The organism is Lysinibacillus pakistanensis (genome assembly GCF_030123245.1).
Taxonomy (GTDB): domain Bacteria; phylum Bacillota; class Bacilli; order Bacillales_A; family Planococcaceae; genus Lysinibacillus; species Lysinibacillus pakistanensis.
The window spans coordinates 2,553,047-2,574,493 of sequence record NZ_CP126101.1 but is presented as its reverse complement, the minus strand read 5'-3'; the positions used below and the strand labels follow the sequence as shown (position 1 = coordinate 2,574,493).

The following is a 21,447-nucleotide window of genomic DNA, read 5'->3' as shown; positions in this document are numbered from 1 at the left end:
CTTTTTTTGCGAAAGCCAGGTTTTTTTTTGTGTTGTGTTGTGTGTTGTGTGTTTGTTTATGATTACATGGCTAGTGTATCAAATTGTTCTGAACAAATTCTAAACAGGTATTAGCCCATTGTATAGTTATTTACATTGTTTCTGTTAGATTATTTTTTTTCACAAGAGAAATAATATTCACTTGTTAAATTATTATAAATTTTCAATATGACATTGCCACCCTTTTCATAACATAGGGAACTAGCTGTATCTATTTCCTTTGTATTAAAATAATGAGTTACATTTATCATAAAGGAAATTCCTAACAAAATAATGAGCAAAAGCCAAATGACTCCATTTAAATATTTTTTATTAATCATTCATATCCTCCATAAAGTGGTTTTTACATATTTTGAGGTGGTATAACCCCCATAATTAATAAGATAAAAAATACTAAGCCTACTAAAAAAAATACAACTGAAGCCCAGAACACTGGACCAACTTTAACAGTAAAGCGCTCGTTTTGCTGAATTAAACCTGTTTGACCACTTACCTGAGCGTTAAAAAGCCTAGATATAGCTCCTCCACCGCTTGAAAAGTAGTAGATGGTACCAGCAAAAAAGATACCTGTAAAAAACATAACCTCAATTAAACGAACGGAGAAAAATGAGGCAATATAATATGTAATGATTACCTCTACTATAAGTGTTATCATCATAATCATTAAATTTTTAGTCTTCATATATCTCCCCCTGTTCTTGAGTACGCTTGTTTATTCTACGAGTGAATGTAAATAAAGTTTCATTTTTTGAATTTTTCTGTTAATAAATCAATTATAGATAAAGTTCCAGGCTCTTTTTGGTATTTGTTTAATTACATGGATAGATTACTCTTTAAACTCTTATGTATGTTTAAGTTAAATTTCTGAAATAACTTTTTTCAATTCCTGTTGATTGGTTTGACCTTTGATAGTGTATTTTAAAGCGCCTTCCGCATCAAAGATAAAAGTTGTCGGATAATTGATGACTTCAAATGATTTTTGGAGTGTGCCATCTCCATCAAGAAAGATGGGAAAATTCAGTTTGTAATTCTCTAAAAATTTCAATACACTATTATAACTATCATTAGCAGTTGCATTAATGGCTAACAACTCCACATTATCTCCTTTTTGATTATAAAATGCTTTTAAATCTGGTACTTCATCCTGACAAGGACCACACCACGATGCCCAAAAATTAACAACCAAAACTTTCCCCTTGTATTTTTCAAATGTTGTTGACGTTTTATCAAAATTCATTAGTTTTGTATCATAGACAATTTTTTTTGAGCCATTCGCTAATTCTATCATCGCAGGTTTTAGCTCTTCTTTGAAAACTTCATCTTTTAAGGTAACACCTATTAATAAAACTACTATTGTTAGTGATACTACTAAGCCAATAAGTTTTTTCCGTTTCATTGTACTTCTCCTTAAGTAATTTGATTATATGCTTATTTTACAATACTTTTACTTTGATATTACCATATTTAGGTTTAAAAGGTTGCATGTACTACTTCTTTCATCACCTGTAAAATTAAAATAATAGTAATTTACGCCCTAGTTTAATTGTGTCCAAATTTTTCTCGAGCTCGCAAAACTCCTCTTCAAAATCCGTGACATTCGCCAGGGGCTCTATCATTATTCAGAGAGTGTACTAACGACCGCTGCATAAAGTGAAAAATTTTACAAGGGTGAGAAAGATGGAAAATAGTTTTTGTTCGTTCAAAAAAGCATGTAAGGGCCTCCATTTTTGGACATATATCTCTAAAATGAGAGGAAGCAATTACACTTCCTCAAAATTTACTTTTATAGATTCTTTTATTAGTTGTATTGGTCGTATGCTATGTATTTTCATCTTACTATTATTAACCAACTATATGAATATACCTTGGCTTATGGCTTCTTTTGGCGCCAATATAGTCCTAGTTTTCGGTGTATGGTATACACCATTTTCACAACCAAGTCACGGGCTTGTCTTTTTTCATTATGTGGCTCAAATCCATATGGGATAAGTCTTGGCGTTGGTGTAGGAATATTTTTAATGGCCATTACAGATTTATACATCCACCAGCTGCATCAAAACCAGTCATTATTATGTTGGGGGCTATAGCTGGAGTTATTTGTTGATGCCAGTATTAATCGGAGCACTCATCATCGACTTGATAGGATTAATATTTAACAATTTAATAAAAACTCGAAAATATTCATTATTTTGGTGAAAAGTTTAGTTTGCAATACCTGGCCTTAAAACAAAGAATCATTGACATTATTCATCTTTAATAAAATATTCTATAAACATTAAGTGGAAAAATTGACGTTTACGATGCATTCTTTTTTATGAGCTTAGGGATAAGCATTTATTTGAGAATAAGATTGCCTTAGGAGTACTTGTTTAAAAAGTTAGTTCAAGTAACTGAAGAAAAATACGTGAAAATTTTGTCATTTAAACATAAAAATATATTCATTTATCTCTCAGCACAAAATCCCACAGAAAAGTTAATCTATCAGCTTTTCTGTGGGATTTTGTGTTAGAAACAGATAATTTGATATTCCTTAAGTTGCATAAAAAATTGGTAGGACATTCAATATCCACTTTGCTTATATTGTAGGTAAAATAATAAATCGATAACCCTCTGCTTCAATTGCTGTAATAACAACGTTTGGAGGGATATTTTCAAAACGAATAATGATGCCACTTCCATCATCTCCTGTTGCTATAGTACCACTAAGGGTTTGCCCACCTTGTAATATAAATGTTAGTTCTGTACCAATAGTTAGCTGGGCACTATCTGCAGTAGTTGTCAGTAGTAGACTATCATTCGTCCATTGCATGTCTGTAATCGTAATATTTCGGACAATTGTTAGCTGTGCTGTGATTACTGGAATAAACTGAACCATTGTCATTGTACTTGGATCTAAACATTCAATGGCCTCGTGTAATGTGATTCTTACTTGATTCCCCTCAAGTTTAATTTGCTCTTGCCGTAATTCCACCTGTGTACCTTCAAGAATGCCAGCTACTTTCTCGAATATTTCTCCTTCGTTCACTAAAACAATTTGCTGATTTTCTAATTTTCGTTGTGCTTCAATTATTTCCTTTAAGCCATTTAGCGGTTTAATGTTTCCTGTTAAACCATTAAGTTTAGCGATCATTGGTTCAACTTGTTGATGTATTAGCGATTGGCTATTGGCTAGCTTCTCAGCTTCCATCACTTGTGCCTGTAACGCTACCACAATCATTTCAGGCATCCATTGCTTTTCTTTTAAAATATCTGGAACATCTTTACCATCTGATGAAAGTATAAGTACTCCATTTTGTTTAAGTTGCTCAATCCATTGCAATTTCTCTTTTGCTAGACGAATACTTGTATGCAGTTCTTCTATATATGTAGGTGCTTGGGAACTGCTGTTACCGTACTCTACTACCTCCCTTGTTTGTGCGGTCAGTCGATTCACGATATCATCCATATTTCCACTTAAACGTACATTGGAACGCGATAATATGCCATGTTCTCTTGGGTCAACAAACACAAATTGATCTACTGTAAAATCGCCTGTAAAAGTAATTAGTTTCGATTTTTGATTCTTCTTAAAACCCGTAAAACTTTCATTTTGACGTGGGGCTACACTAACCACAATATCAGCTAATTGCTCTTTTGTTATTTGACTGCTTGGTAAATCATCATCTGCCATAACGAAACCCTTCTCATTTGCTATCTTAACAAAACTAGCTGTCCAATCACCTATGATGACATCTGAAAAAGCTGTTGTCGTTCCAAAGAATGTCGTGTCGCTTTCACCTATCGCCCATCCAAATACCGTTGCGAAATCCTGTCTTGTTATTGAAGCTGTAGGTGCAAAATGATTATCGCTCGTTCCATCCAAAACACCTAAGCCTGATAGTTGTGCTAGTTTTCCTGTTACATCATCTTGTGGATTATATGGTAATACATACATGTTCAATGCAGAAGAACCTGCAGTAGATATTTCGAACACAGTATCTATCGTATTAGCAAGTTTAACCTTTGTTAAGGAAGCCGTCACAGTTGACTGTTGATCATATATAATGGTGAAATTTTCAGCCTTTAGCTTGCTCATTGCCAAGTTTGTCGATGCTTTTGGTGTAACGAAGATATTTTGAGTGACTGTTATATTTTTCAGCTCCACAAAATCTGCATTAACGAATAAATTTCCTGCAAACGTACTGTTCGCACCATCAAATACGACATTCTTTCCCTTAGCACCTGATGTATTTAATGCAATAGCCAAAATATCAACAATTTGACCATCGATGATTACTACCTGTATACGTCCCCCAGTTAAGGCTTGCGCATTTTGCTCGTTTAGCAATATTTGTACGTTTTTCGCCACTGTCCATTCTCGTCCTGCTGCTGTTAATTTCCCTTGTTGAATGGCTTCAATTGTTAATTTCGCCTCCATAATTTCAACCATATTCCGTTGCTCTGCCCGAATAATAAATGATGCCAACTGCCCTCTCGTCACAAATTTTTCTCCACTAAATGTAGTTGCTGTTGTACCAGTTGTAATATGGTTTGCAAATAATGTTTCTACTGCTTGTTGATTTTCTGTCGCTACATCAGTAAATGTGTTTGTGATTGTATCAGAAGTAGGTAACTGTAAAGCCTTCGTAATCATCGTTGCCATTTGATAGCGCGTCACAGGTGTATTCATCTTGAACGACTTCTCCAAAATCCCCTTTTGCTTTAAAGTAGCTATTATTTCCTGTTCACTACCCTTTAAACCAATTACCCCTGCCACCATTTTTGCTGCTTGGCTTTGTGTGACTACCTCATTTGGCTTAAATGTCCTATCAGGATAACCGTGAATAATCCCTCGCTGTGAAAGCTCCATTATCGCCCCATAATGACTATTCCCCTCTTTCACATCTGAAAACTTTAAGGAAGCTGCCTCAAATACTGACACTGCCCCTATCGTAGCAAAGGTTGTCACCATACCTGCAATAAATAACTTATTTTTCATGTCATTACTCCTCCTTTCCTTTAATTCTAACAATCTATAAAAAGGGTTTTCTTAATGAAATCTTAATGGATAATAAAGTTCCTATATGATTAGATTTTTTTCTTCTATAATAGTAAGTAGATTTAATACGATTTGGGAGGAGGATGAACAACGATGAATCAAATTCTAATTATTGATGATGAGAGCAGTATTCGCCAATTAATCCGACTACATTTAGAAAATGCACATATAAAAGTGATAGAGGCTGCATCAGGACAAGATGCCATTGGACAATTGCAGCAAAAGTCATTTGACATGATTATCCTGGATTTGATGATGGCGAATGGTGATGGATTTGAGGTACTACACTATTTAAAAGAAGAACATTTACAGCCGCTTGTTATTGTGTTAAGTGCTAGAAGAGAAGTTGAAGATAAAATTACGGTACTTGGATTAGGTGCGGACGATTATGTGACAAAGCCATTTAGTCCTATTGAGCTTGTTGCACGCGTACAGGCCCAATTGAGACGACATTCCATCAAATATCACTCTGATCGTATACGTTTAAACAAGTTAGTGCTTGAAATGGACAAGTCGATGCTACATTATGATGGACAAAAACAAAGGTTGACGACAGTAGAATGTCAGCTACTCCAATTATTAATGCGAAATGTTGATCGTGTACTAACAAAAAGGGAAATCTATCAACATATTTGGCAGCATGAACATTATGATGATAACAATTTAAGTGTTTTTATCAGTCGTCTTCGTAAAATACTTGAACAAATGACAGGTCACCATTCCATTCGTAGCATTCGTGGTGTTGGTTATCAGTTTTCAGGTGATGAATTTTGAAAAATCGAACAAAACTTTGGCTTCTTATGATTATCAGTATCTTTGGCAGCATTATTATTTTTATTGCATTGAGCTTAGTAGTAGGAAGTATTTTGGATAAGGGCTACAATTTAAACAAATTAAATGCCTTATCTGAAGATATCATTGCAACAATTCGCCAAAAAGGGACAGGAGGGTCGCAGGAAATAAAACCGATATTGGATTCCCTTCATAAGGAACATACAGCAATTCACTTTGCATGGATTCAACCTGATGGTACAAAGATTTATGATACTTCTGGTGATTTAGATGATTATGATTTCTCGAAATTAGCAGACCGTTTTCTAAATATGCCAAGCAATCTTTGGGCAGAAGATGAAAATATCAGTTTTATTTATAGCATCATGCTAGACCAGCAAAGCTACTATCTATTAATAAGCCTTCCAAGCCAGGCAATGAAACAGGGGCAATTTTATTTCTTTATACGCACATCAAAGGTACTTGTTTCATTACTCCTTCCTATACTCACAGCTTTTATAGTGCCCTATTTACTTGCCATTTGGTTTTTTTCTTGGATGAATCGACGCATTAGTAAGCTAAATAACGCTCTCTCCCAAGTCAATCTTCAAAGTAATAGTATTGTACTAGAGGATGAGACAAAGGATGAAATAGGGCAACTTTCTCAGCATTATAATTCGATGGTACAACGTATTCATAGTCAGGTTGTTGAAATTGAACAATTCGAAAATAGACGAAAGCAATTATTGTCTAATCTTTCTCATGATTTACGCACACCCTTAACAATGATTTTAGGCTATGCTGAAACGATTCGTAGCGGATTATATAAGGATGAACGAGAGCTTAAAGCCAGTGCTAAAATAATTTTGCAGCGCTCCCGCTATATGGATCGCCTGCTCGACCAATTACTAGATATCACTAAACAAAATACCAATGTATTGACATTGCAACTGGCACCACATAATTTATCTGAAATATTACGGAAGATTATAGCCGATTATTTATTATTGTTAGATGGTCAAGATTACCATGTGGATATTGATATTGAGGATGCTGATATTTTGATGCAGATAGATGCTGCATTGATTGAGCGAGCTATTCGTAACTTAGTTGACAATGCCATTCGCTACGGCAAAGAGGGTTACTATCTTGGTGTGGCACTTATAGAACATCAGAATGAAGTATGGATTACCATAAAAGATAAAGGACAAGGAATTGCACTAGAAGAACAGCAGCGAGTCTTCGAACGGTTTTATCGTAGCGATCAAGGAAGACAAGGTGAGGGTCTTGGGATTGGACTGTCAATTGTCCAAGAAATTGTGGCATTACATCAAGGTAATATACGATTGACCAGTACTCCCTATGAGGAAACGATATTTCATATACAGCTTACCAAAAGAAACTGCTCGCCATAAAAATTGACGAGTAGTTTGCTGTATAGGATTTGTATGAACTAAACTAGTGTTGATTTTACTTAATTTCAGTTACATTTTCTTGAAATCTCATCAATAAATTAGAGAACTTCCCGCATCCTCCATACATAACCAATCCAATGTGTTTAGCTTTAAAGATACTTCAGATACTAATAACTTCTTCCCGAATCTTAAGCTTATTGCTATCCATTGTTAATAGAAGAAAAAAATCTAATCATATAGGAACATTATTATCCATTAAAAATTTCATTAAGAAAACCCTTTTTATAGAGTCTCCATCAAATGAATAGTTAAGGTTCAAGATATTTCCATTAGTGATTATGATCTTTTAAACAACTATGAGTAGCTACCGTATCAGAACTTTTAAACTCTTTATAAAAGCAACACTAGGTCGTTGTCTTTTTTAATGCTGTGATACCTTCCCATTTTTACTAGAACCCCTCTAAGAAATTTAAAATATTTTCCATTTATTACCTTTTATTTCGAACTGAATTTAGATGATTTCAGACCTATAAATAATTGACTTATCATTTATCCAATGCTATATTTACTAACGCAGTAATTTACTAAATTACTAAATATAAATGAATAAGGAGTTTTAACAAATGAAAATACCTACGCATTTAAAACATAAACCAGTTATTGTGGCTGAAAATTACGCCAATATTGATGGACGTACTGCCTATCATACTGATGCACAGGGCCTATCACTTGGCTTAGCTCAATGGAACGATCGAGGGAAGGTTGATATTTCTGCCAAGGTGTGGCGTCATACTGGTGGTAAATGGTCTCGCCAATCGGAGGAACTTCCTCTTCATCGTGTACTTGACCTCGCTATTTTAGTGTGTGAAGCCCAGCTTTATTTTAAGGATGCTTATCGCTATGAAAATTTATATGACGAAAACAACCCAGTACTTAAACGTGTTGGCTTACAAGGTGATGCCATGACAGTGGAAGTATGCACAGAAAATGAACAAATTAATGAGGATATTCAGCTCTTTCAACAAGCATTGAGTGATAATGGTGAACTTATTGGAGAACGTTTACGCACACTATCACGTATTTTAAAGGATATGGGCTATTAATGTCATGACTTAAGGAGATAACATAATGAACGAACAGCTACTACAAGATGATAAAAAACTACAAAAATCTTTCTTCAACTTTTTAATTCCTGTTATGCTAGCGAATGTCTTGCAATCATTAGGACAGGTATTTGGGATGTTTATTGTTGGACGCAATTTAGGTGTCGATGCACTAGCAGCAATTTCTGCATTTTTTCCATTTTTCTTCTTTTTAATGGCATTTGCGATTGGCATTGGCTCAGGGAGCTCAATTTTGGTTGGGCAAACTTACGGAGCTGGCAATCATGAGAAAATGAAGGAGGTTGTCGGGGTAACCCTCGCCTTTACGACAATATTATCAATTGCTGTTGCCATTTTCGGAGGGTTTTTCATAGAATGGATTTTACGCTTTATGCAAACACCCGCCAACATATTAGAGCCGAGTATTAGCTATGCCCAAATATTATTTTTCACACTTCCAATTATGTTTTGGTATTTTGTGTATACAACCTTTATGCGCGGTGTTGGCGATTCAAAAACACCCTTTTTATTTTTAGTAATCAGTGTAGTTTTAAATATCGCATTTCTTCCTCCGTTAGTATTTGGTTGGTTAGGACTGCCTAAGTTTGGCTTAAATGGCGCTGCCTATGCTTCTGTTTTATCCAATCTTGTAACGATGCTATTATTACTAGGATACCTGCACAAAACAAAGCATTTACTGCGTTTAGACAAATCAATTTTAAAGCATTTCAAATTAAAGAAAGACATCTTAGTTTCCTTATTAAAACTAGCGATTCCATCAAGTATTAGTATGGTGGCAATTTCTGTAGCGGAAATTGCAGTTATTGGCTTTGTAAATGTCTATGGCTCAGATGCTACTGCTGCCTATGGTGTGGTTAATCAGGTAGCGAGCTATGCACAAGTACCAGCGATGAGTATAGCGATTGCAACCTCAGTATTTGTTGCCCAAGCTCTAGGTGCAAACTCTACGGAAATGATCAAAAAAATCCGTCTCTTAGGTGTGCGTATTAACTATATTTTAGGCGGCCTCATTATTTTAATCATGTATTTATTTGCGGAGCCTATCCTATCTTTATTTATAGATTCACATAATACTGTGCTAATCGCTAAGGATTATTTATATATTACATTTTGGAGCTATTTAATTTTTGGACATACACAAACAGTTTCAGCTACGATGAGAGCTACAGGAGTAGTTTTATGGCCAACCATCTTCTTAGTTATTGCCATTTGGGTTGTTGAGGTGCCATTAGCGTTTATACTATCACATCACACTTCACTCGAGTTAAATGGTGTCTGGTTAGCCTACCCTGTTACCTTCTGCGTACATTTTGTGTTACAGTATGCATATTTCAAGCTAGGCTGGCAAAAACGAACTTTAAAAGCAATGCTAAGCGATTAATCCAATATTCACCATTACCCTATCAAGAAAATCGAGTAGGAGACTAGCCATTAATTGACTAGTCGACCTCTCACACCACCGTACGTACGGTTCCGTATACGGCGGTTCAATCCCTTAAGTATCTGAGCTCATAAAGCTGGGTTATATCTTTCAATCCCCACTTTGTGAGCTTTTCATTTGTTATCGCTCGATGGATAATCTCGTTTCTCGATAGTCGCCAATACCCTTTTCTCGAATAGGCTATTTTCATCGCATCATCATGGTCAATTCCATATTGACGTAGTTTCGCATATTTCGTTTTTGGTTTCTTCCATCTCTTCAAGATGAGTTGACGCAATCGATGGTTTAACCAACCTTGTGTTTCTTTTATGAAGGCTTTCATATTGGCAATTCCATAGTAATTAATCCATCCAACCGTTGTTTGATTGATTCTTTTCGCAATCTCTTCAAACGTTCCTGCTATTTTTCGATTCGTTAATTTTCTTAATTTATCTTTGAATCGTTGTTTAGCAGATTTACTCGGTCGGCATCCAACTTTCCCTTTAAGTTTTGTATGTTAAAACCTAGGAATGTAGCGCTTGTTGCACCGCATACTTTACTTTTCTTTTCATTAATCGTTAGACCTAAATTTTCTTCGATATATTTCTTCACACTTGCCATGACACGTTCTCCCGCTCTAGGCGTTTTCACGTATATCACAAAGTCATCCGCGTATCGGATAAAACGATGTCCTCGTTTTTCCAGTTCTCTATCTAGTTTATTTAAGTAAACATTTGCTAGAATAGGAGACAGCGGACCACCTTGCGGAGCTCCCTCCGTTGTTTCAACGTAAGTATCTTTATCAAGAATACCTGAACGTAAGAATTTCCAAATGAGTTTGAGGACAATCTTATCTGTAATGAATTCTTCTAGATACGCTCTTAGTCGTTGGTGATGGATTGTATCAAAATAGCTTTTTAAATCACAGTCCACCACCGTTCGATATCCTTCTTGATAGTATTGTTCGGCGAGTTCGATTGCTTGATGTGCGTTTCTTCCTTTCCGGAAGCCGAAACTTTTCTTTGAAAAATGCGGATCAATGATTGGATCAATTACTTGTAGAATCGCTTGTTGGACTACCCGGTCGAGTACGCAAGGAATCCCTAAATATCTCTTCGTGCCATCCGATTTTGGAATAGCCACCCTTTTCACTGGTTGCGGTTGGTAAGTGCCATCTCTTAGCTTGATTTTGAGTGGCTCAAAATGTTTCCGCAGGTGAGATTTTAGTTCGTGAACTGTTATTCCATCTACGCCCGGAGCCCCTCCATTTTCTTTTACCTTTTTATAAGCTCTCCATAAATTGCCGTTGGTAACGATTCTATCGATTAAATGGATACCATCTTGTTTCTTCATTTCCATGTCTACATCCCTACACACTCTTATATACTCTTTCACTTCCAGCTTAACCCTCTATAAGTAGCCATCTTTTGGTCTTTACCTCGATGTTTTCTGTGTTTTGTCGGGATGTCTTCACCTCCTTGTTCATTCAAGATTTAAGATTGTTCAGTCCTTTACTTTCGTTAGAAAGCTACTATGACCTCTGCTGACTTCTCTTGATTCATCCGATTATCACTAATCTGATTGTTAATTCAATAACCCTCAAGAGATCTCCCCGGGTAAGCACAACCACTTTCCTCTCATGTAACTGCCAGATTTACTGTATGGGATTCGGGCAGTATTGGACTTTACTTTGATTTGCAAGCTCATCCATCCCAAGTCAGCCTTGTATCTGATTTCTGTTCGTCAGTTCGAGATTTTGCGTCCGACTTCCTTCAGATTCCATGTCACCATGGACACCCTTGTCTTTTGCTAACAGTTCCTACTGCCAAGTCTGTAGTGGACTTTCACCACCTAGTTGTTGCGCATGCCGGGCACACAAATGAAAAACCAGGGCTCCTTATGAGTCCCTGGTTTGTTTGATAATGTACACGACAACGCTTACTCTTCCCAGAACAATTCATCTAGGGTTTTATTTAATGTTTTACATATGGCAATACATAAATTTAAAGTCGGATTATATTTACCTAATTCAATTAAACCAATTGTTTGGCGAGTAACACCTACTATTTCCGCCAACTCTCCCTGTGAAAGATCATGCTCTGTTCGAGCCATTTTCAAACGTATGTTTTTCACACTTTTCACCACTTGCTATCTTTCTCTTCTAAAATATGTTGCACGACTTTATCACTCTTCTTTTTAGCAGCTGCATACATCAACATTAAAAATCCTGCAAAGAATAGTGCATACATAAACAATGAAACAAAGAATACAAGAAAGAAAAAATAGATGGCTTCTTGAGTACTATCTGCGTAGTTAAATGCACTGTTAATACCTAAAATAATGGCAAAAAACATTCCCATCGCAACACCAAGTATAATATATTTAGTACTTAATTTAACTTTATGCTTACTATCGTGTAGCTCCACTTCATCAGTAAAAATGCCAAGAAAAGCCGATCTTATAAAATAATAAATAGATGTGATTAAAATTATGAGCCATTCTGTTGTTACATTTTGTAAGGACATTTCCATTGTCGTAAATTTATATATGATGGATATTATGCAGGCAATAATAACAATCACATAGATTTCTTTATAGATTTTGTTTTGCAGGTTTTTCACACGTTCATCCAAATGTTTCGAGTTCCAGATCATTTTCATCCCCCCTATTTTATAATTCTATTATACACTATATTTGTCATTATGCAATATATACATTGCAATAAGATTATTATAATTAACTTTTTAAGAAAATTTCTTAAAATAGCCTGTAGCAAACTCCAATGACTTACACAATTACTTCAACAAAAAACAGGTGATTACGTCTGGAGATTTTTACCACAACAACATATTTTGTACCATTGAGTGACAAGATATTACCACTGAATGACAGACTTTTTACCTCTTGTATAATTAGTAAACATACCTGATTTTATGACATTTTTTATATAAGATTGACGTATGACAAATCACTTGTTAATATATTAGATATCTAACATATTAGTAGGTGATTTTTTGTCCTTATATGAACAGGTTAAGCGTATTAATGAAGCAGAATATATGATAAACCGTTTGATATATAAACATTATAAGCAATATCTAAATAGCGGCATTACAACACAACAAGCCGTTGTATTAGATATTGTATATTTAGCAAAACGTATTACGGTGGGTGAAATTGCGATTGAAATGAATATTAGCTCTAGCGCAGTTAGCCAATTAATAGCGAAGTTGGAAAAGAATAAATATATCAAACGAGAAATTAATCTACAAAATCGCCGTGAAGTATTTATAACGTTAGCTGAAAATGGATTAGAGTATTTTTCGAAGCAAGATTATGTTGAACAGCAGATCGCAGATAAAATTTACAGCAAACTTTCATCAAAAGAGTTAGACGAATTAGAACGCATTGTTGGAAAATTAAGGAGGATAGCGATGAAGGAATTATAAAATTTCTTCATATCTAATATGTTAGATATCTAATTTATTTAGGAGGTTAACAAGTGGAAGATTTACTTAAAAACATCTCGTTTAATGGTGCAGTTTATTATGAGAAACATGGACAAATCCAGCAGTATTATCTTGGTTATCAAGATATCTCAGAACAACATCCTATTTCTAGAAATTCACAATTTAATCTAGCATCGTTAAGTAAAATGTATACAGCAGTAATGACATTTCAGCTAATTGAGAAAGGACAGCTACAATTAGAAGATAAAATTTCAAAATGGTTTAACGTACCTCATTTTACAAATGTAACAGTTGCACACTTACTTACACACACATCTGGTATTCCAGAATATATTACAGAAGATTTTATAATAAGTGTTGAAACATTTGTTGAAATGGCACTACCACAACATACACAGAATGAGCATTGGTCTTATAGCAATACGAATTATGTTTTACTTGCTAAAATTATTGAAAAAGTCAGCGGCTCATCGTATGAAATATGTTTACAACAATATATTGCAAGACCATTAAATCTGACTAGTACAACAACACAGCCTAAAAGACAATACGAAGCACAAGGTCATATGTATGATTATGAGGAGCAACGATATAAAAAGGCAAATAATGACCCATACTTAAACAAAAGTGAAAAATATAATAATGTATATGGTGACGGTGGTATTTATGCGACAGTGGCAGAGGTAGCAATGTTTTTAAAAGCATTTTTGCAAGGTCGGTACATTAGCAAAGAGAGTATGAAATCCATGTTAACATCAACAGAAGTCGCTGAGCATTATAGTTATGGTTTTATCATTCAAGATGACTGGGTTGGTCATACAGGTGGATGGTTCGGTTGTTCAGCGCAAGCTTTTATTAATACATCCACTAAGGATATTGTTGTTTTAGCAACGAATCAAGAAGTGTTTCCCCAATATGAACAAGAAATTATGAATTACATAATGGGAATACAATATTCTGTAGACGCACCAAAACATATAGAAATTTTAGCGCTCTCTAATGAGGATGATATTACAGGTCAATATGAATTAGCAGATGAACTTAACACAAGATTTACAATCATAAAGGATAGGCAATTTATGATTTCATTTGAACATCAGTTGTCTGTGCCACTTTATAAAATAGATGAATCGTATTATTGGGTACGCAATACGATGAGTTATGTAGATGTTGAGAATCAATTATTTATCGATGAAGGAGTTGAAGTACCTTATCAAAAAGTCAATTGATATAGTCATAAAAGTTGTGCTTCTATTAAAGAGCATTTATTAGAATAACGGTTAATTCGATATTTGTAATCAAACCAAATTTCATGCCAAAAATAAAAAGCCCTTGTTTCTCATAATAAGCTGCTGCACCCAAAAAGTTAGAGTCAAAAATCAAACTTTTTGGGTGCAGGGCTTAAACAATGGTCTTCTTTGTTAGTGAACATTTTCTGTAAATATAATTCTACAACTTATTCAAATCGTACATTTTCTGAAATCTCCTCAATTTTACTCCAGTTGATAATTTGAATCATTTCTTCTTTCCGCTGAATAATTCCTTCATCTGACCACTGCTTTAATACCCGATTTAAATGTCTTTTTGTTGTACCTATAAGTGAAGCCACCTCATCCAGTGTGTTTGTCATAATATATTGCTTAAAAAGTGAAGTCGATTCAATTGTACATAAATACGCAGCTAAACGTGTAGAAACAGAGGAAAGAGCGTTCACTCTAGAGGATATCGTGCATGTCCGAAGTTTATATGCCAGCTCTTGTAAAAGCATTTGTGTAAATGCACTGTCATGTTTTAAATGTTGTTCATAGAGAGCATACGGTACAAATAGCAAAAGACATGTCTCAGCAGCTATACAATTTGACTGAACCAAGCAGTTTTGAAAGATTTCAACATCCCCCATAATGGCAGGCTTTTGGCAGTATCTTAATAACAATTCCTTTCCTGTGATTTCAGGACTAGAAACATAATATTTCCCTTCTAATAAAAAATAGAGACCAGCGATAGCTTCTCCCACTTTTAAAATATAGTCATTTGAGTCATACCTACGGATTTCTACATTCTTTTTGAACTCCCTTTGAAAGGTATAACCATAAATTTGAGTAAATGTTTCGAACTGCATTGTTACCTCCGGGACATCTGTCCTTCTAAATATTCTTACTATACATTATACTCGAACCAGGAGCTGATGATATGAAATTTGTATTTGATATTGATGGAACTATTTGTTTCGATGGAAAAACAATTGATGTGTCTATTTGTGAAGTTTTCGATGAATTATTAAAAGCTAAGCATGAAATTGTCTTTGCTTCTGCCAGACCTATTCGTGATCTACTACCAGTCTTACCTGAGCAGTTTCGACAATTGCCCATGATTGGCGGAAACGGAGCTTTCACGTTTGAATGTGGGAAAATTCAAGTAGAATATTTCAAAAGTGATATTTTACAACAGCTTTTCGCTTGTATTCGCTCAAATCAATTAACTTATTTAGCTGATAGTGATTGGGATTATGCGTTTACAGGAGATACCAACCACCCAGTTTACATACATATTGATAAAACAAGAGCTAAGAATCGCGATATTGCTGAATTGCAACAAATATGTAAGCTGATCCTGTTTCACCCATCAGAAGAGGTGCTACAAGAGGTATTAAAATTACCTGTTTCAGTTGTAGCATATAAAAATGAACATGCAATTGATATTAGTCCACTTGGTGTGAATAAAGTGAAGGGGCTTCATAAATTAAAGATTGATGAATTTATTGCGTTTGGAAATGACAGTAATGATCAATGTTTATTTGAACATGCCATTCATAGTGTTTGCATTGGAAATCATGATGTCCACCGCTATGCTACTGAAACGATTAATAGAGCAGAAATTCCTGCTACAATTAGGAAAATCATTAAAAATTTTGGAGGAATAAAATGATGAGAATACCAATGAAATTAAAACAAGGTGATGAAATTCGAGTTATTGCACCTAGCCGCAGTATAAAAATATTATCTGAGGATGGTATCCAGTTAGCAAAGAAGCGTCTTGAACAATTAGGATTAAAAGTGACCTTTGGAAAGCATGTTGAAGTCTGTGATCTACAAAGTTCTTCCTCAATTGAACAACGCATTGAGGATCTGCATGATGCTTTTTCAGATAAAAATGTAAAGGGAATTTTGACGGTAATTGGTGGTTTTAATAGTAATGAATTACTTCCTTATATAGATTATGAATTACTAAAAGCAAATCCAAAAATACTATGCGGTTTTAGTGATATTACGGCACTTGCAAATGCCATTACAGCGAAATGTAATTTTATCACATATTCAGGCCCACACTTTTCAAGTTTTCAAATGACAGGGCTACAAGATTATCAAACGACCTTCTTTAAAAATTGTTTGATGAACGAAGAGTCATACTTATTACAGCCATCAGCAAAATGGAGTGATGATTTATGGTTTTTAGACCAAGAAAATCGTGTTTACGAAGAAACAAAATGGAAAATTTATTCAAAAGGAAGTACTACAGGAACGCTATTTGGCGGAAATCTATGTACACTTAATTTATTGCATGGAACAGAGTACATACCCCATTTAAAAGATTGCATTTTATATGTGGAAGATGATGAATTAATAATACCTGAGTTGTTCGCAAGAGATTTAACCTCTTTATTGCAAGTTAGCGAAGGTATAAAAGGTTTATTAATTGGACGTTTTCAAAAAGTGTCCAACATGACAGAAGAACAACTTCATTTCATTTTAGATAAACATCCGCAATTACAAAATATTCCTGTAATCTATGATTTGGATTTCGGTCATACACAGCCTATTATGACATTACCTATCGGGGGCACTATCAGTATCGATACACAAGATTTTAAATTAAAACTAAATACTTTTTAATCAAAGGAAAACAATGACCTCCTGTCCAAAATTTATAGGAGGTCATAGTATTTAAGGTTAATTGAATAAGATGTTTTGAAGATTTTGAGCATTTTCTTTATCTAACCTTCCATAGCCTTCATCTTCTTTATTACTAATAATTGTTACGGTATCATTTTCTTCAAACCAAATTTTATATTCATTAAGGCGTTCAGGCATATTTTCATCATACGTATAAAAGGCAGTAACTAAAGCATCTTCTTTTTTTAGCAAATTTACTTCTGTTTGCGGTTCCCACCTCACATTATCTAAAGATTTTTCTACAAAATTTATCTTTTCTTTATCAGCTATTATCTGAATGTCTTCATAGTTTCCTTCTTCATTTACTTTTTGAACATCTATTCTTGTTAGTTGGTCTTCTTTATCAGAACATGCTGAAAGGATTATTCCTAAAAGCCCTACTAAAATCATACCTCTAAATTTTTTCATTCTTAACCACCCCTGCATAAATAATGATTTTTACTGAATCTAAAGGATTTCTTTTTTTTCACGAAACCAAAATTGCGCTGGAATAGTCCATTGTTATGGCTCCAGGAAAAATAGAATGAATTGGGTTTATGTCCTCTTTTCTATATTGACCTAGGTACAATCTTTCCGTTTTTAAAATAATTATAATAGTATTTCCTTCCTAGTATCTTATTTCCATCTCCTTAAAAAATGAACCTCAACATGAATAAAATGCGCAACAAAAAATACTATAGCACTAAAGTTATTTGACTATGCTATCAAAATAATTTTTACAATTATTACAGTACTTCATAAATGCCTTTCTAAAAAAATTGTTTTCTTATCGCTTTTAATCAATGTAAATACACTCTTCTGCATCCTTTGTATTAGAATAAAATAAGAATATAGTCTTTATTGCGAATTAAAAATATAAGCTAATTGTCTATTTTTTATTATAAAATAATGTGATACATTTATATCCATGAAAAGGAAATTTTATCTTAAGAAGAGGTAGATAGTCGTTGGTTACTTTAGAAAAAAGCACTGCATTATTCAATCAAAAGTATAACATCGAAGAGATTAGAAATGCTTATGAAAATGCCTTTAACAAGATTAAACAAGATTTGTCTGAAAGGAATAATACTATGAATATCACGATTGAAGATGTCCATACAAAAGAAGCGATAACTGCTGTTAGAAAAACAATTGAATTAATCGGGAAAATTAAATCTATTGATCATAGATATATAAATGAAATATATGGTTATGAAACAGCCTTTAATGGAGTAGATGGTCGAATAGTTGTAAAAGGTGGATTCTCTTCTGGTTATCAAGGTGAAGGTCCCCAGGGGCTAAAAAAGATCCTCGCCGAACTAGGAGTTAATGAGAGGAAAATTGAAGAATACGTAAATAGTGTGCAAAAGAAATTTACATTATTTATATAAAAGCCAAGAACAAAACTAGACCTTATCAGTAATGTGTATATTTCAACATTTCAACAAATATGATAGAATTGCTTAAGTCCCACTTACATAAATCACCAGTTTCCTATCTCCATCTAATGTTTTTGTTGTATTCGCACTTTGCGTCAGCCCCAAGAACCGACACCAATAATACTCGAATCAAATCATTTAACCGGAGCCAACAAACGAAATAGTGAAGGGTCTCATATTGATTATTTTAGCAGCTTCTAATGGTGTAACTGTATTTGGAACAACGTTGGAATTTCAGGAACAGTTCGAAGATAATATTGTTCATCGAGCTGTTCCATTGTTAAAATAGACGTTTTTTCTTCCTACTAACTAAATCCTAAGACGTCACTTTAGTCTTTCTTATGGCGGACTCCTTTAAATTATTCTTTAATTTAATTGCTATATTCCACATAAAAGAGTTAGATCTTTTAGGGTTCAGCACACTATACTTGAACTAAATCAACTGCCTAGTGAAACAGAGTCTATCTTTTTAGAATCACTTCATTACAAGTTGATTTTGACAGCAAAGAATAAACTTCAGTTCTTACTTAATTTTAAAATAGCGATATCATAGATTTTAAATAAAAACTTAATTGTAACGAATCCAGCTAAGATTAAAATAACCATATAAGTGGAAAAATAAATTATACCTTTAAAATCAATAACCACAGGCTGGTTGACAAACGCAATAGCAACTACAAAAGCCAAAATAAAAATAAAAAAATTATTATCTAAAAGCTTCATTAAGTAACCCCCCTCCTTAGGTAGACCATTTAAATACTTTGCGAAAGTTCATTTACTAATAAACAAGATTATAGCATTATTCATAACCGTCTCTATTGTTCAAATAGCTATTAGCATATTGCCAATCTAAATTATATCCTACCATTACCACATCTTACAATTCAATGGTAATTTACCGCCACTTTTGATGTTAACTGTCTGCGCTCATTTCATTAACCCACCTATTGGGATCCCATCAAAAAACTTTCATAAATACTTAGGAGTTAATAAAGTGACCTATTCTAACGAAAACGCCTTGTCGCTTGCTTTATTTCCAAAAAATCCCTTTAACCCTTGAAATAAGATTTATGAAAAATAGCTATCATATAATGAATTACTCAAAAACTTTTACCTAAGATAAACTAATCATAATAAAGTAGATTATTACCATCAAAATCAATACAATTAAAAAATAAGATATCCAAACAATATGTCTATTAGAAGGTATAAACGCTTCATTTAATATTTGTTTTCTTTTTGCAGAATAATTCATTGTAGCTGTGAATATAATTAATAATCCAAATAGACATGCCAACAAACCAATGATTGCTGATAAAAAATCCACCCAAAAATTCCAAACAGTCCCAATAGCAAAGTGTAAACTTGTTGCTAAGAAAGCAACACCTAATATTGAAATTGCTGTTCTAATCCACGCTAAATATGTTCTTTCATTGGCTAAATGTTGCTGAGCATACTTTAATTGCTTACTTCCTACTTCTTGTTCTAGCGGGTTATTTGACATCTGTAACACCTACTACCTCTATAAAATCATGTTTATAAATACTAACACTTTATATAAATTTATGGGGAATTATCCAGCCTAAAAAACCTTTTTGGCATTAATCAAAATTACCCCTTCATAAAATTACAGAATTATTGTCAGAATCCAAAGTGAAAATCTTCTTACGCACCGTTAGCACAGAAATTTCTGTAGTGAACCAACCTAATCAATATTTGATATAATTAAATCTTTTTTCATTTGAATTTACGAATACAATTACCTCTTTTTTATTTTTATCAATTCCTTTAATTACAAAATAAACAGGTGTTTTATCTTTTGCTTCTTCAAAGGGGATATTGTCAAATTCCTCATCGCTTAAATGTCTTAATTCAACATTATTGATTGTAGAAAGATTATAATTATTCATAGCTATTGCGTTAGCTTCATCTGATGTCACACTAGCTCCTACCAAATCGCCATCTTTCTCCTTACAACTGATTAAAATAAATAACGGTACCATTATAATGGACAATATGATAATGTACCTCATTTTCTACCTCTTCTCGAATTTATTCCCTTTTAACCAAAATGCACTGTTAACGTTCCATTTAGATAGTTATTCCTTTATCTTTAATTTAATTAATATTTTTTATTTGGATAATCTATAGAATTTGCTATTTCGATAAGTTCGTCAGATGTTACTTTATCAGAAACATCTTGATCAATACTAAACACATACTGCCAATTATCTCTTTCAAAGACCAACATATTAAATCCAAATTTCGGATTGTCTATATATGCTGCATCACTTCCATCTTTCAACTTAAACGCATTTGAAATATACTTTTCAAAGGGGATTTTATACTGAATTGGACGAACATCAATTTTAAAATGATTTTGAGGAAGTCGGTCATTTAACATTGTTACTTCAAATGAACCATCAAAATCATTAAATCTTCCAAAATAATGAGTAAAACTTATTGGTGGTACTCTAAGTGGAAGCTTAAATTCTTTTTTATAATGTTGTTCAAAATCTTTTAACGCAGATTCTACAGTTTTATATCCTATTTCAGGAAGAAATTCTTCAAGTGGTTGTGGAGAATCTTTTGATTTTGCATCTACAGTGTCATTAATGGGTATATAAATTAATAACAATAATAGTAAGAAAATGTTTTTGTTCAATTTTATCGCTCCTAAATCTTTTAGGAATATTTTCTCCAACAGAATAGAAAATATGCTTTTTATCCCCACGCCCTGTTTACTGATTTAAGTCCTATTTTTTAGATTAAATGTCTTAGCGGTATTCTTCCATTTTTTTA

Annotated in this window: 24 protein-coding genes; 10 read left to right on the top strand and 14 right to left on the bottom strand. The window is 33.7% G+C overall.

The features are described 5' to 3' along the window. Window positions 1-149: 149 nt before the first annotated feature. The 3 genes from QNH24_RS12670 to QNH24_RS12660 all read right to left on the bottom strand — a co-directional run bounded on the left by QNH24_RS12670 (window position 150) and on the right by QNH24_RS12660 (window position 1,435). Window positions 150-359, bottom strand: coding sequence for a hypothetical protein (locus QNH24_RS12670; protein ID WP_054771528.1), 210 nt, complete (start codon window positions 357-359; stop codon window positions 150-152). A gap of 23 nt (window positions 360-382) precedes the next feature. Beyond that, window positions 383-721: a hypothetical protein gene (locus QNH24_RS12665; RefSeq protein WP_283872618.1), complete on the bottom strand. Its 339-nt coding sequence runs from the start codon at window positions 719-721 to the stop codon at window positions 383-385. A gap of 174 nt (window positions 722-895) precedes the next feature. After that, on the bottom strand, window positions 896-1,435 hold the full coding sequence (locus tag QNH24_RS12660) for a TlpA family protein disulfide reductase (protein WP_283872616.1): 540 nt from the start codon (window positions 1,433-1,435) through the stop codon (window positions 896-898). A gap of 281 nt (window positions 1,436-1,716) precedes the next feature. Between QNH24_RS12660 and QNH24_RS26295 the strand changes: the two genes are divergently transcribed. Next, a complete protein-coding gene (locus QNH24_RS26295) occupies window positions 1,717-2,028 on the top strand; it encodes an HPP family protein (protein WP_430675444.1) in 312 nt (103 codons plus the stop codon). A 586-nt stretch (window positions 2,029-2,614) separates the two neighbouring features. On the opposite strand, the gene QNH24_RS12655 is transcribed toward QNH24_RS26295, so the two are convergent. After that, entirely contained in the window at window positions 2,615-5,017 is a 2,403-nt protein-coding gene (locus tag QNH24_RS12655; protein ID WP_283872614.1) for an S-layer homology domain-containing protein, read from the bottom strand. 153 nt (window positions 5,018-5,170) lie between these two features. Here QNH24_RS12655 and QNH24_RS12650 point away from each other — a divergent pair, with 153 nt between their 5' ends. From QNH24_RS12650 to QNH24_RS12635, 4 genes are all read left to right on the top strand, one after another. Beyond that, window positions 5,171-5,851 carry a response regulator transcription factor gene (locus QNH24_RS12650; protein WP_283872612.1) on the top strand — a complete coding sequence of 227 codons (681 nt, stop codon included), beginning with the start codon at window positions 5,171-5,173 and terminating at the stop codon, window positions 5,849-5,851. Further along, window positions 5,848-7,263: a sensor histidine kinase gene (locus QNH24_RS12645; protein ID WP_283872611.1), complete on the top strand. Its 1,416-nt coding sequence runs from the start codon at window positions 5,848-5,850 to the stop codon at window positions 7,261-7,263. The genes QNH24_RS12650 and QNH24_RS12645 overlap by 4 nt, the downstream gene beginning before the upstream one ends. Before the next feature lie 623 nt (window positions 7,264-7,886). Next, window positions 7,887-8,366, top strand: a complete 480-nt coding sequence (locus tag QNH24_RS12640) for a DUF6530 family protein (protein WP_283872610.1) — start codon at window positions 7,887-7,889, stop codon at window positions 8,364-8,366. 25 nt (window positions 8,367-8,391) lie between these two features. After that, a complete protein-coding gene (locus QNH24_RS12635) occupies window positions 8,392-9,768 on the top strand; it encodes an MATE family efflux transporter (protein WP_283872609.1) in 1,377 nt (458 codons plus the stop codon). Window positions 9,769-9,874: 106 nt separating this feature from the next. Here the strand turns inward: QNH24_RS12635 and QNH24_RS12630 are convergent, their stop codons facing one another. The 4 genes from QNH24_RS12630 to QNH24_RS12615 form a co-directional block, all read right to left on the bottom strand. After that, window positions 9,875-10,231, bottom strand: a complete 357-nt coding sequence (locus QNH24_RS12630) for a group II intron maturase-specific domain-containing protein (protein ID WP_283872730.1) — start codon at window positions 10,229-10,231, stop codon at window positions 9,875-9,877. 20 nt (window positions 10,232-10,251) lie between these two features. Then, the gene (gene ltrA / locus QNH24_RS12625; protein ID WP_283868744.1) at window positions 10,252-11,160 is read right to left on the bottom strand and encodes a group II intron reverse transcriptase/maturase; all 909 of its coding nucleotides are present in this window, start codon (window positions 11,158-11,160) and stop codon (window positions 10,252-10,254) included. A gap of 585 nt (window positions 11,161-11,745) precedes the next feature. Further along, window positions 11,746-11,940, bottom strand: coding sequence for a helix-turn-helix transcriptional regulator (locus tag QNH24_RS12620; protein WP_054771536.1), 195 nt, complete (start codon window positions 11,938-11,940; stop codon window positions 11,746-11,748). 5 nt (window positions 11,941-11,945) lie between these two features. Continuing rightward, window positions 11,946-12,461 carry a DUF6773 family protein gene (locus QNH24_RS12615; RefSeq protein WP_283872606.1) on the bottom strand — a complete coding sequence of 172 codons (516 nt, stop codon included), beginning with the start codon at window positions 12,459-12,461 and terminating at the stop codon, window positions 11,946-11,948. 360 nt (window positions 12,462-12,821) lie between these two features. Here QNH24_RS12615 and QNH24_RS12610 point away from each other — a divergent pair, with 360 nt between their 5' ends. Both QNH24_RS12610 and QNH24_RS12605 read left to right on the top strand, forming a co-directional pair. Continuing rightward, window positions 12,822-13,256 (top strand): MarR family winged helix-turn-helix transcriptional regulator, encoded by a 435-nt coding sequence (locus QNH24_RS12610; RefSeq protein ID WP_283872605.1) that lies wholly within the window; start codon window positions 12,822-12,824, stop codon window positions 13,254-13,256. Window positions 13,257-13,309: 53 nt separating this feature from the next. Continuing rightward, window positions 13,310-14,506: a serine hydrolase domain-containing protein gene (locus tag QNH24_RS12605; RefSeq protein ID WP_283872603.1), complete on the top strand. Its 1,197-nt coding sequence runs from the start codon at window positions 13,310-13,312 to the stop codon at window positions 14,504-14,506. A 227-nt stretch (window positions 14,507-14,733) separates the two neighbouring features. Here QNH24_RS12605 and QNH24_RS12600 read toward each other — a convergent pair whose 3' ends face one another. Further along, on the bottom strand, window positions 14,734-15,396 hold the full coding sequence (locus tag QNH24_RS12600) for a Crp/Fnr family transcriptional regulator (protein ID WP_283872602.1): 663 nt from the start codon (window positions 15,394-15,396) through the stop codon (window positions 14,734-14,736). A 71-nt stretch (window positions 15,397-15,467) separates the two neighbouring features. Between QNH24_RS12600 and QNH24_RS12595 the strand changes: the two genes are divergently transcribed. Further along, window positions 15,468-16,202 carry an HAD-IIB family hydrolase gene (locus QNH24_RS12595; protein ID WP_283872600.1) on the top strand — a complete coding sequence of 245 codons (735 nt, stop codon included), beginning with the start codon at window positions 15,468-15,470 and terminating at the stop codon, window positions 16,200-16,202. After that, window positions 16,202-17,167: a S66 family peptidase gene (locus tag QNH24_RS12590; protein WP_283872826.1), complete on the top strand. Its 966-nt coding sequence runs from the start codon at window positions 16,202-16,204 to the stop codon at window positions 17,165-17,167. The genes QNH24_RS12595 and QNH24_RS12590 overlap by 1 nt, the downstream gene beginning before the upstream one ends. 57 nt (window positions 17,168-17,224) lie before the next feature. Here the strand turns inward: QNH24_RS12590 and QNH24_RS12585 are convergent, their stop codons facing one another. Beyond that, complete coding sequence (locus QNH24_RS12585; protein WP_283872599.1) at window positions 17,225-17,635, bottom strand: hypothetical protein; 411 nt, start codon at window positions 17,633-17,635, stop codon at window positions 17,225-17,227. Window positions 17,636-18,174: 539 nt separating this feature from the next. On the opposite strand from QNH24_RS12585, the gene QNH24_RS12580 reads away from it, so the two are divergent. Beyond that, the gene (locus QNH24_RS12580; RefSeq protein WP_054771518.1) at window positions 18,175-18,597 is read left to right on the top strand and encodes a hypothetical protein; all 423 of its coding nucleotides are present in this window, start codon (window positions 18,175-18,177) and stop codon (window positions 18,595-18,597) included. Between the two features lie 564 nt (window positions 18,598-19,161). Here QNH24_RS12580 and QNH24_RS12575 read toward each other — a convergent pair. From QNH24_RS12575 to QNH24_RS12560, 4 genes are all read right to left on the bottom strand, one after another. Beyond that, complete coding sequence (locus QNH24_RS12575; RefSeq protein ID WP_283872598.1) at window positions 19,162-19,368, bottom strand: hypothetical protein; 207 nt, start codon at window positions 19,366-19,368, stop codon at window positions 19,162-19,164. Between the two features lie 391 nt (window positions 19,369-19,759). After that, window positions 19,760-20,149 (bottom strand): YidH family protein, encoded by a 390-nt coding sequence (locus QNH24_RS12570; protein WP_283872824.1) that lies wholly within the window; start codon window positions 20,147-20,149, stop codon window positions 19,760-19,762. Between the two features lie 205 nt (window positions 20,150-20,354). After that, window positions 20,355-20,678 carry a hypothetical protein gene (locus QNH24_RS12565; RefSeq protein ID WP_283872597.1) on the bottom strand — a complete coding sequence of 108 codons (324 nt, stop codon included), beginning with the start codon at window positions 20,676-20,678 and terminating at the stop codon, window positions 20,355-20,357. A gap of 89 nt (window positions 20,679-20,767) precedes the next feature. Continuing rightward, complete coding sequence (locus QNH24_RS12560) at window positions 20,768-21,310, bottom strand: hypothetical protein (RefSeq protein WP_283872596.1); 543 nt, start codon at window positions 21,308-21,310, stop codon at window positions 20,768-20,770. Window positions 21,311-21,447: the final 137 nt, after the last annotated feature.

Bases quoted from the DNA above. Each gene is read 5' to 3' on its own strand.
- QNH24_RS12570 (WP_283872824.1), bottom strand. From the start codon at position 20,149: ATGTCAAATAACCCGCTAGAACAAGAAGTAGGAAGTAAGCAATTAAAG.
- QNH24_RS12615 (WP_283872606.1), bottom strand. From the start codon at position 12,461: ATGATCTGGAACTCGAAACATTTGGATGAACGTGTGAAAAACCTGCAA.
- QNH24_RS12655 (WP_283872614.1), bottom strand. From the start codon at position 5,017: ATGAAAAATAAGTTATTTATTGCAGGTATGGTGACAACCTTTGCTACG.
- QNH24_RS12565 (WP_283872597.1), bottom strand. From the start codon at position 20,678: ATGAGGTACATTATCATATTGTCCATTATAATGGTACCGTTATTTATT.
- QNH24_RS12635 (WP_283872609.1), top strand. From the start codon at position 8,392: ATGAACGAACAGCTACTACAAGATGATAAAAAACTACAAAAATCTTTC.
- QNH24_RS12600 (WP_283872602.1), bottom strand. From the start codon at position 15,396: ATGCAGTTCGAAACATTTACTCAAATTTATGGTTATACCTTTCAAAGG.
- QNH24_RS12575 (WP_283872598.1), bottom strand. From the start codon at position 19,368: ATGAAGCTTTTAGATAATAATTTTTTTATTTTTATTTTGGCTTTTGTA.
- QNH24_RS12590 (WP_283872826.1), top strand. From the start codon at position 16,202: ATGAGAATACCAATGAAATTAAAACAAGGTGATGAAATTCGAGTTATT.
- ltrA (WP_283868744.1), bottom strand. From the start codon at position 11,160: ATGAAGAAACAAGATGGTATCCATTTAATCGATAGAATCGTTACCAAC.
- QNH24_RS12665 (WP_283872618.1), bottom strand. From the start codon at position 721: ATGAAGACTAAAAATTTAATGATTATGATGATAACACTTATAGTAGAG.
- QNH24_RS12660 (WP_283872616.1), bottom strand. From the start codon at position 1,435: ATGAAACGGAAAAAACTTATTGGCTTAGTAGTATCACTAACAATAGTA.
- QNH24_RS12585 (WP_283872599.1), bottom strand. From the start codon at position 17,635: ATGAAAAAATTTAGAGGTATGATTTTAGTAGGGCTTTTAGGAATAATC.
- QNH24_RS12670 (WP_054771528.1), bottom strand. From the start codon at position 359: ATGATTAATAAAAAATATTTAAATGGAGTCATTTGGCTTTTGCTCATT.
- QNH24_RS12650 (WP_283872612.1), top strand. From the start codon at position 5,171: ATGAATCAAATTCTAATTATTGATGATGAGAGCAGTATTCGCCAATTA.
- QNH24_RS12595 (WP_283872600.1), top strand. From the start codon at position 15,468: ATGAAATTTGTATTTGATATTGATGGAACTATTTGTTTCGATGGAAAA.
- QNH24_RS12640 (WP_283872610.1), top strand. From the start codon at position 7,887: ATGAAAATACCTACGCATTTAAAACATAAACCAGTTATTGTGGCTGAA.
- QNH24_RS26295 (WP_430675444.1), top strand. From the start codon at position 1,717: ATGGAAAATAGTTTTTGTTCGTTCAAAAAAGCATGTAAGGGCCTCCAT.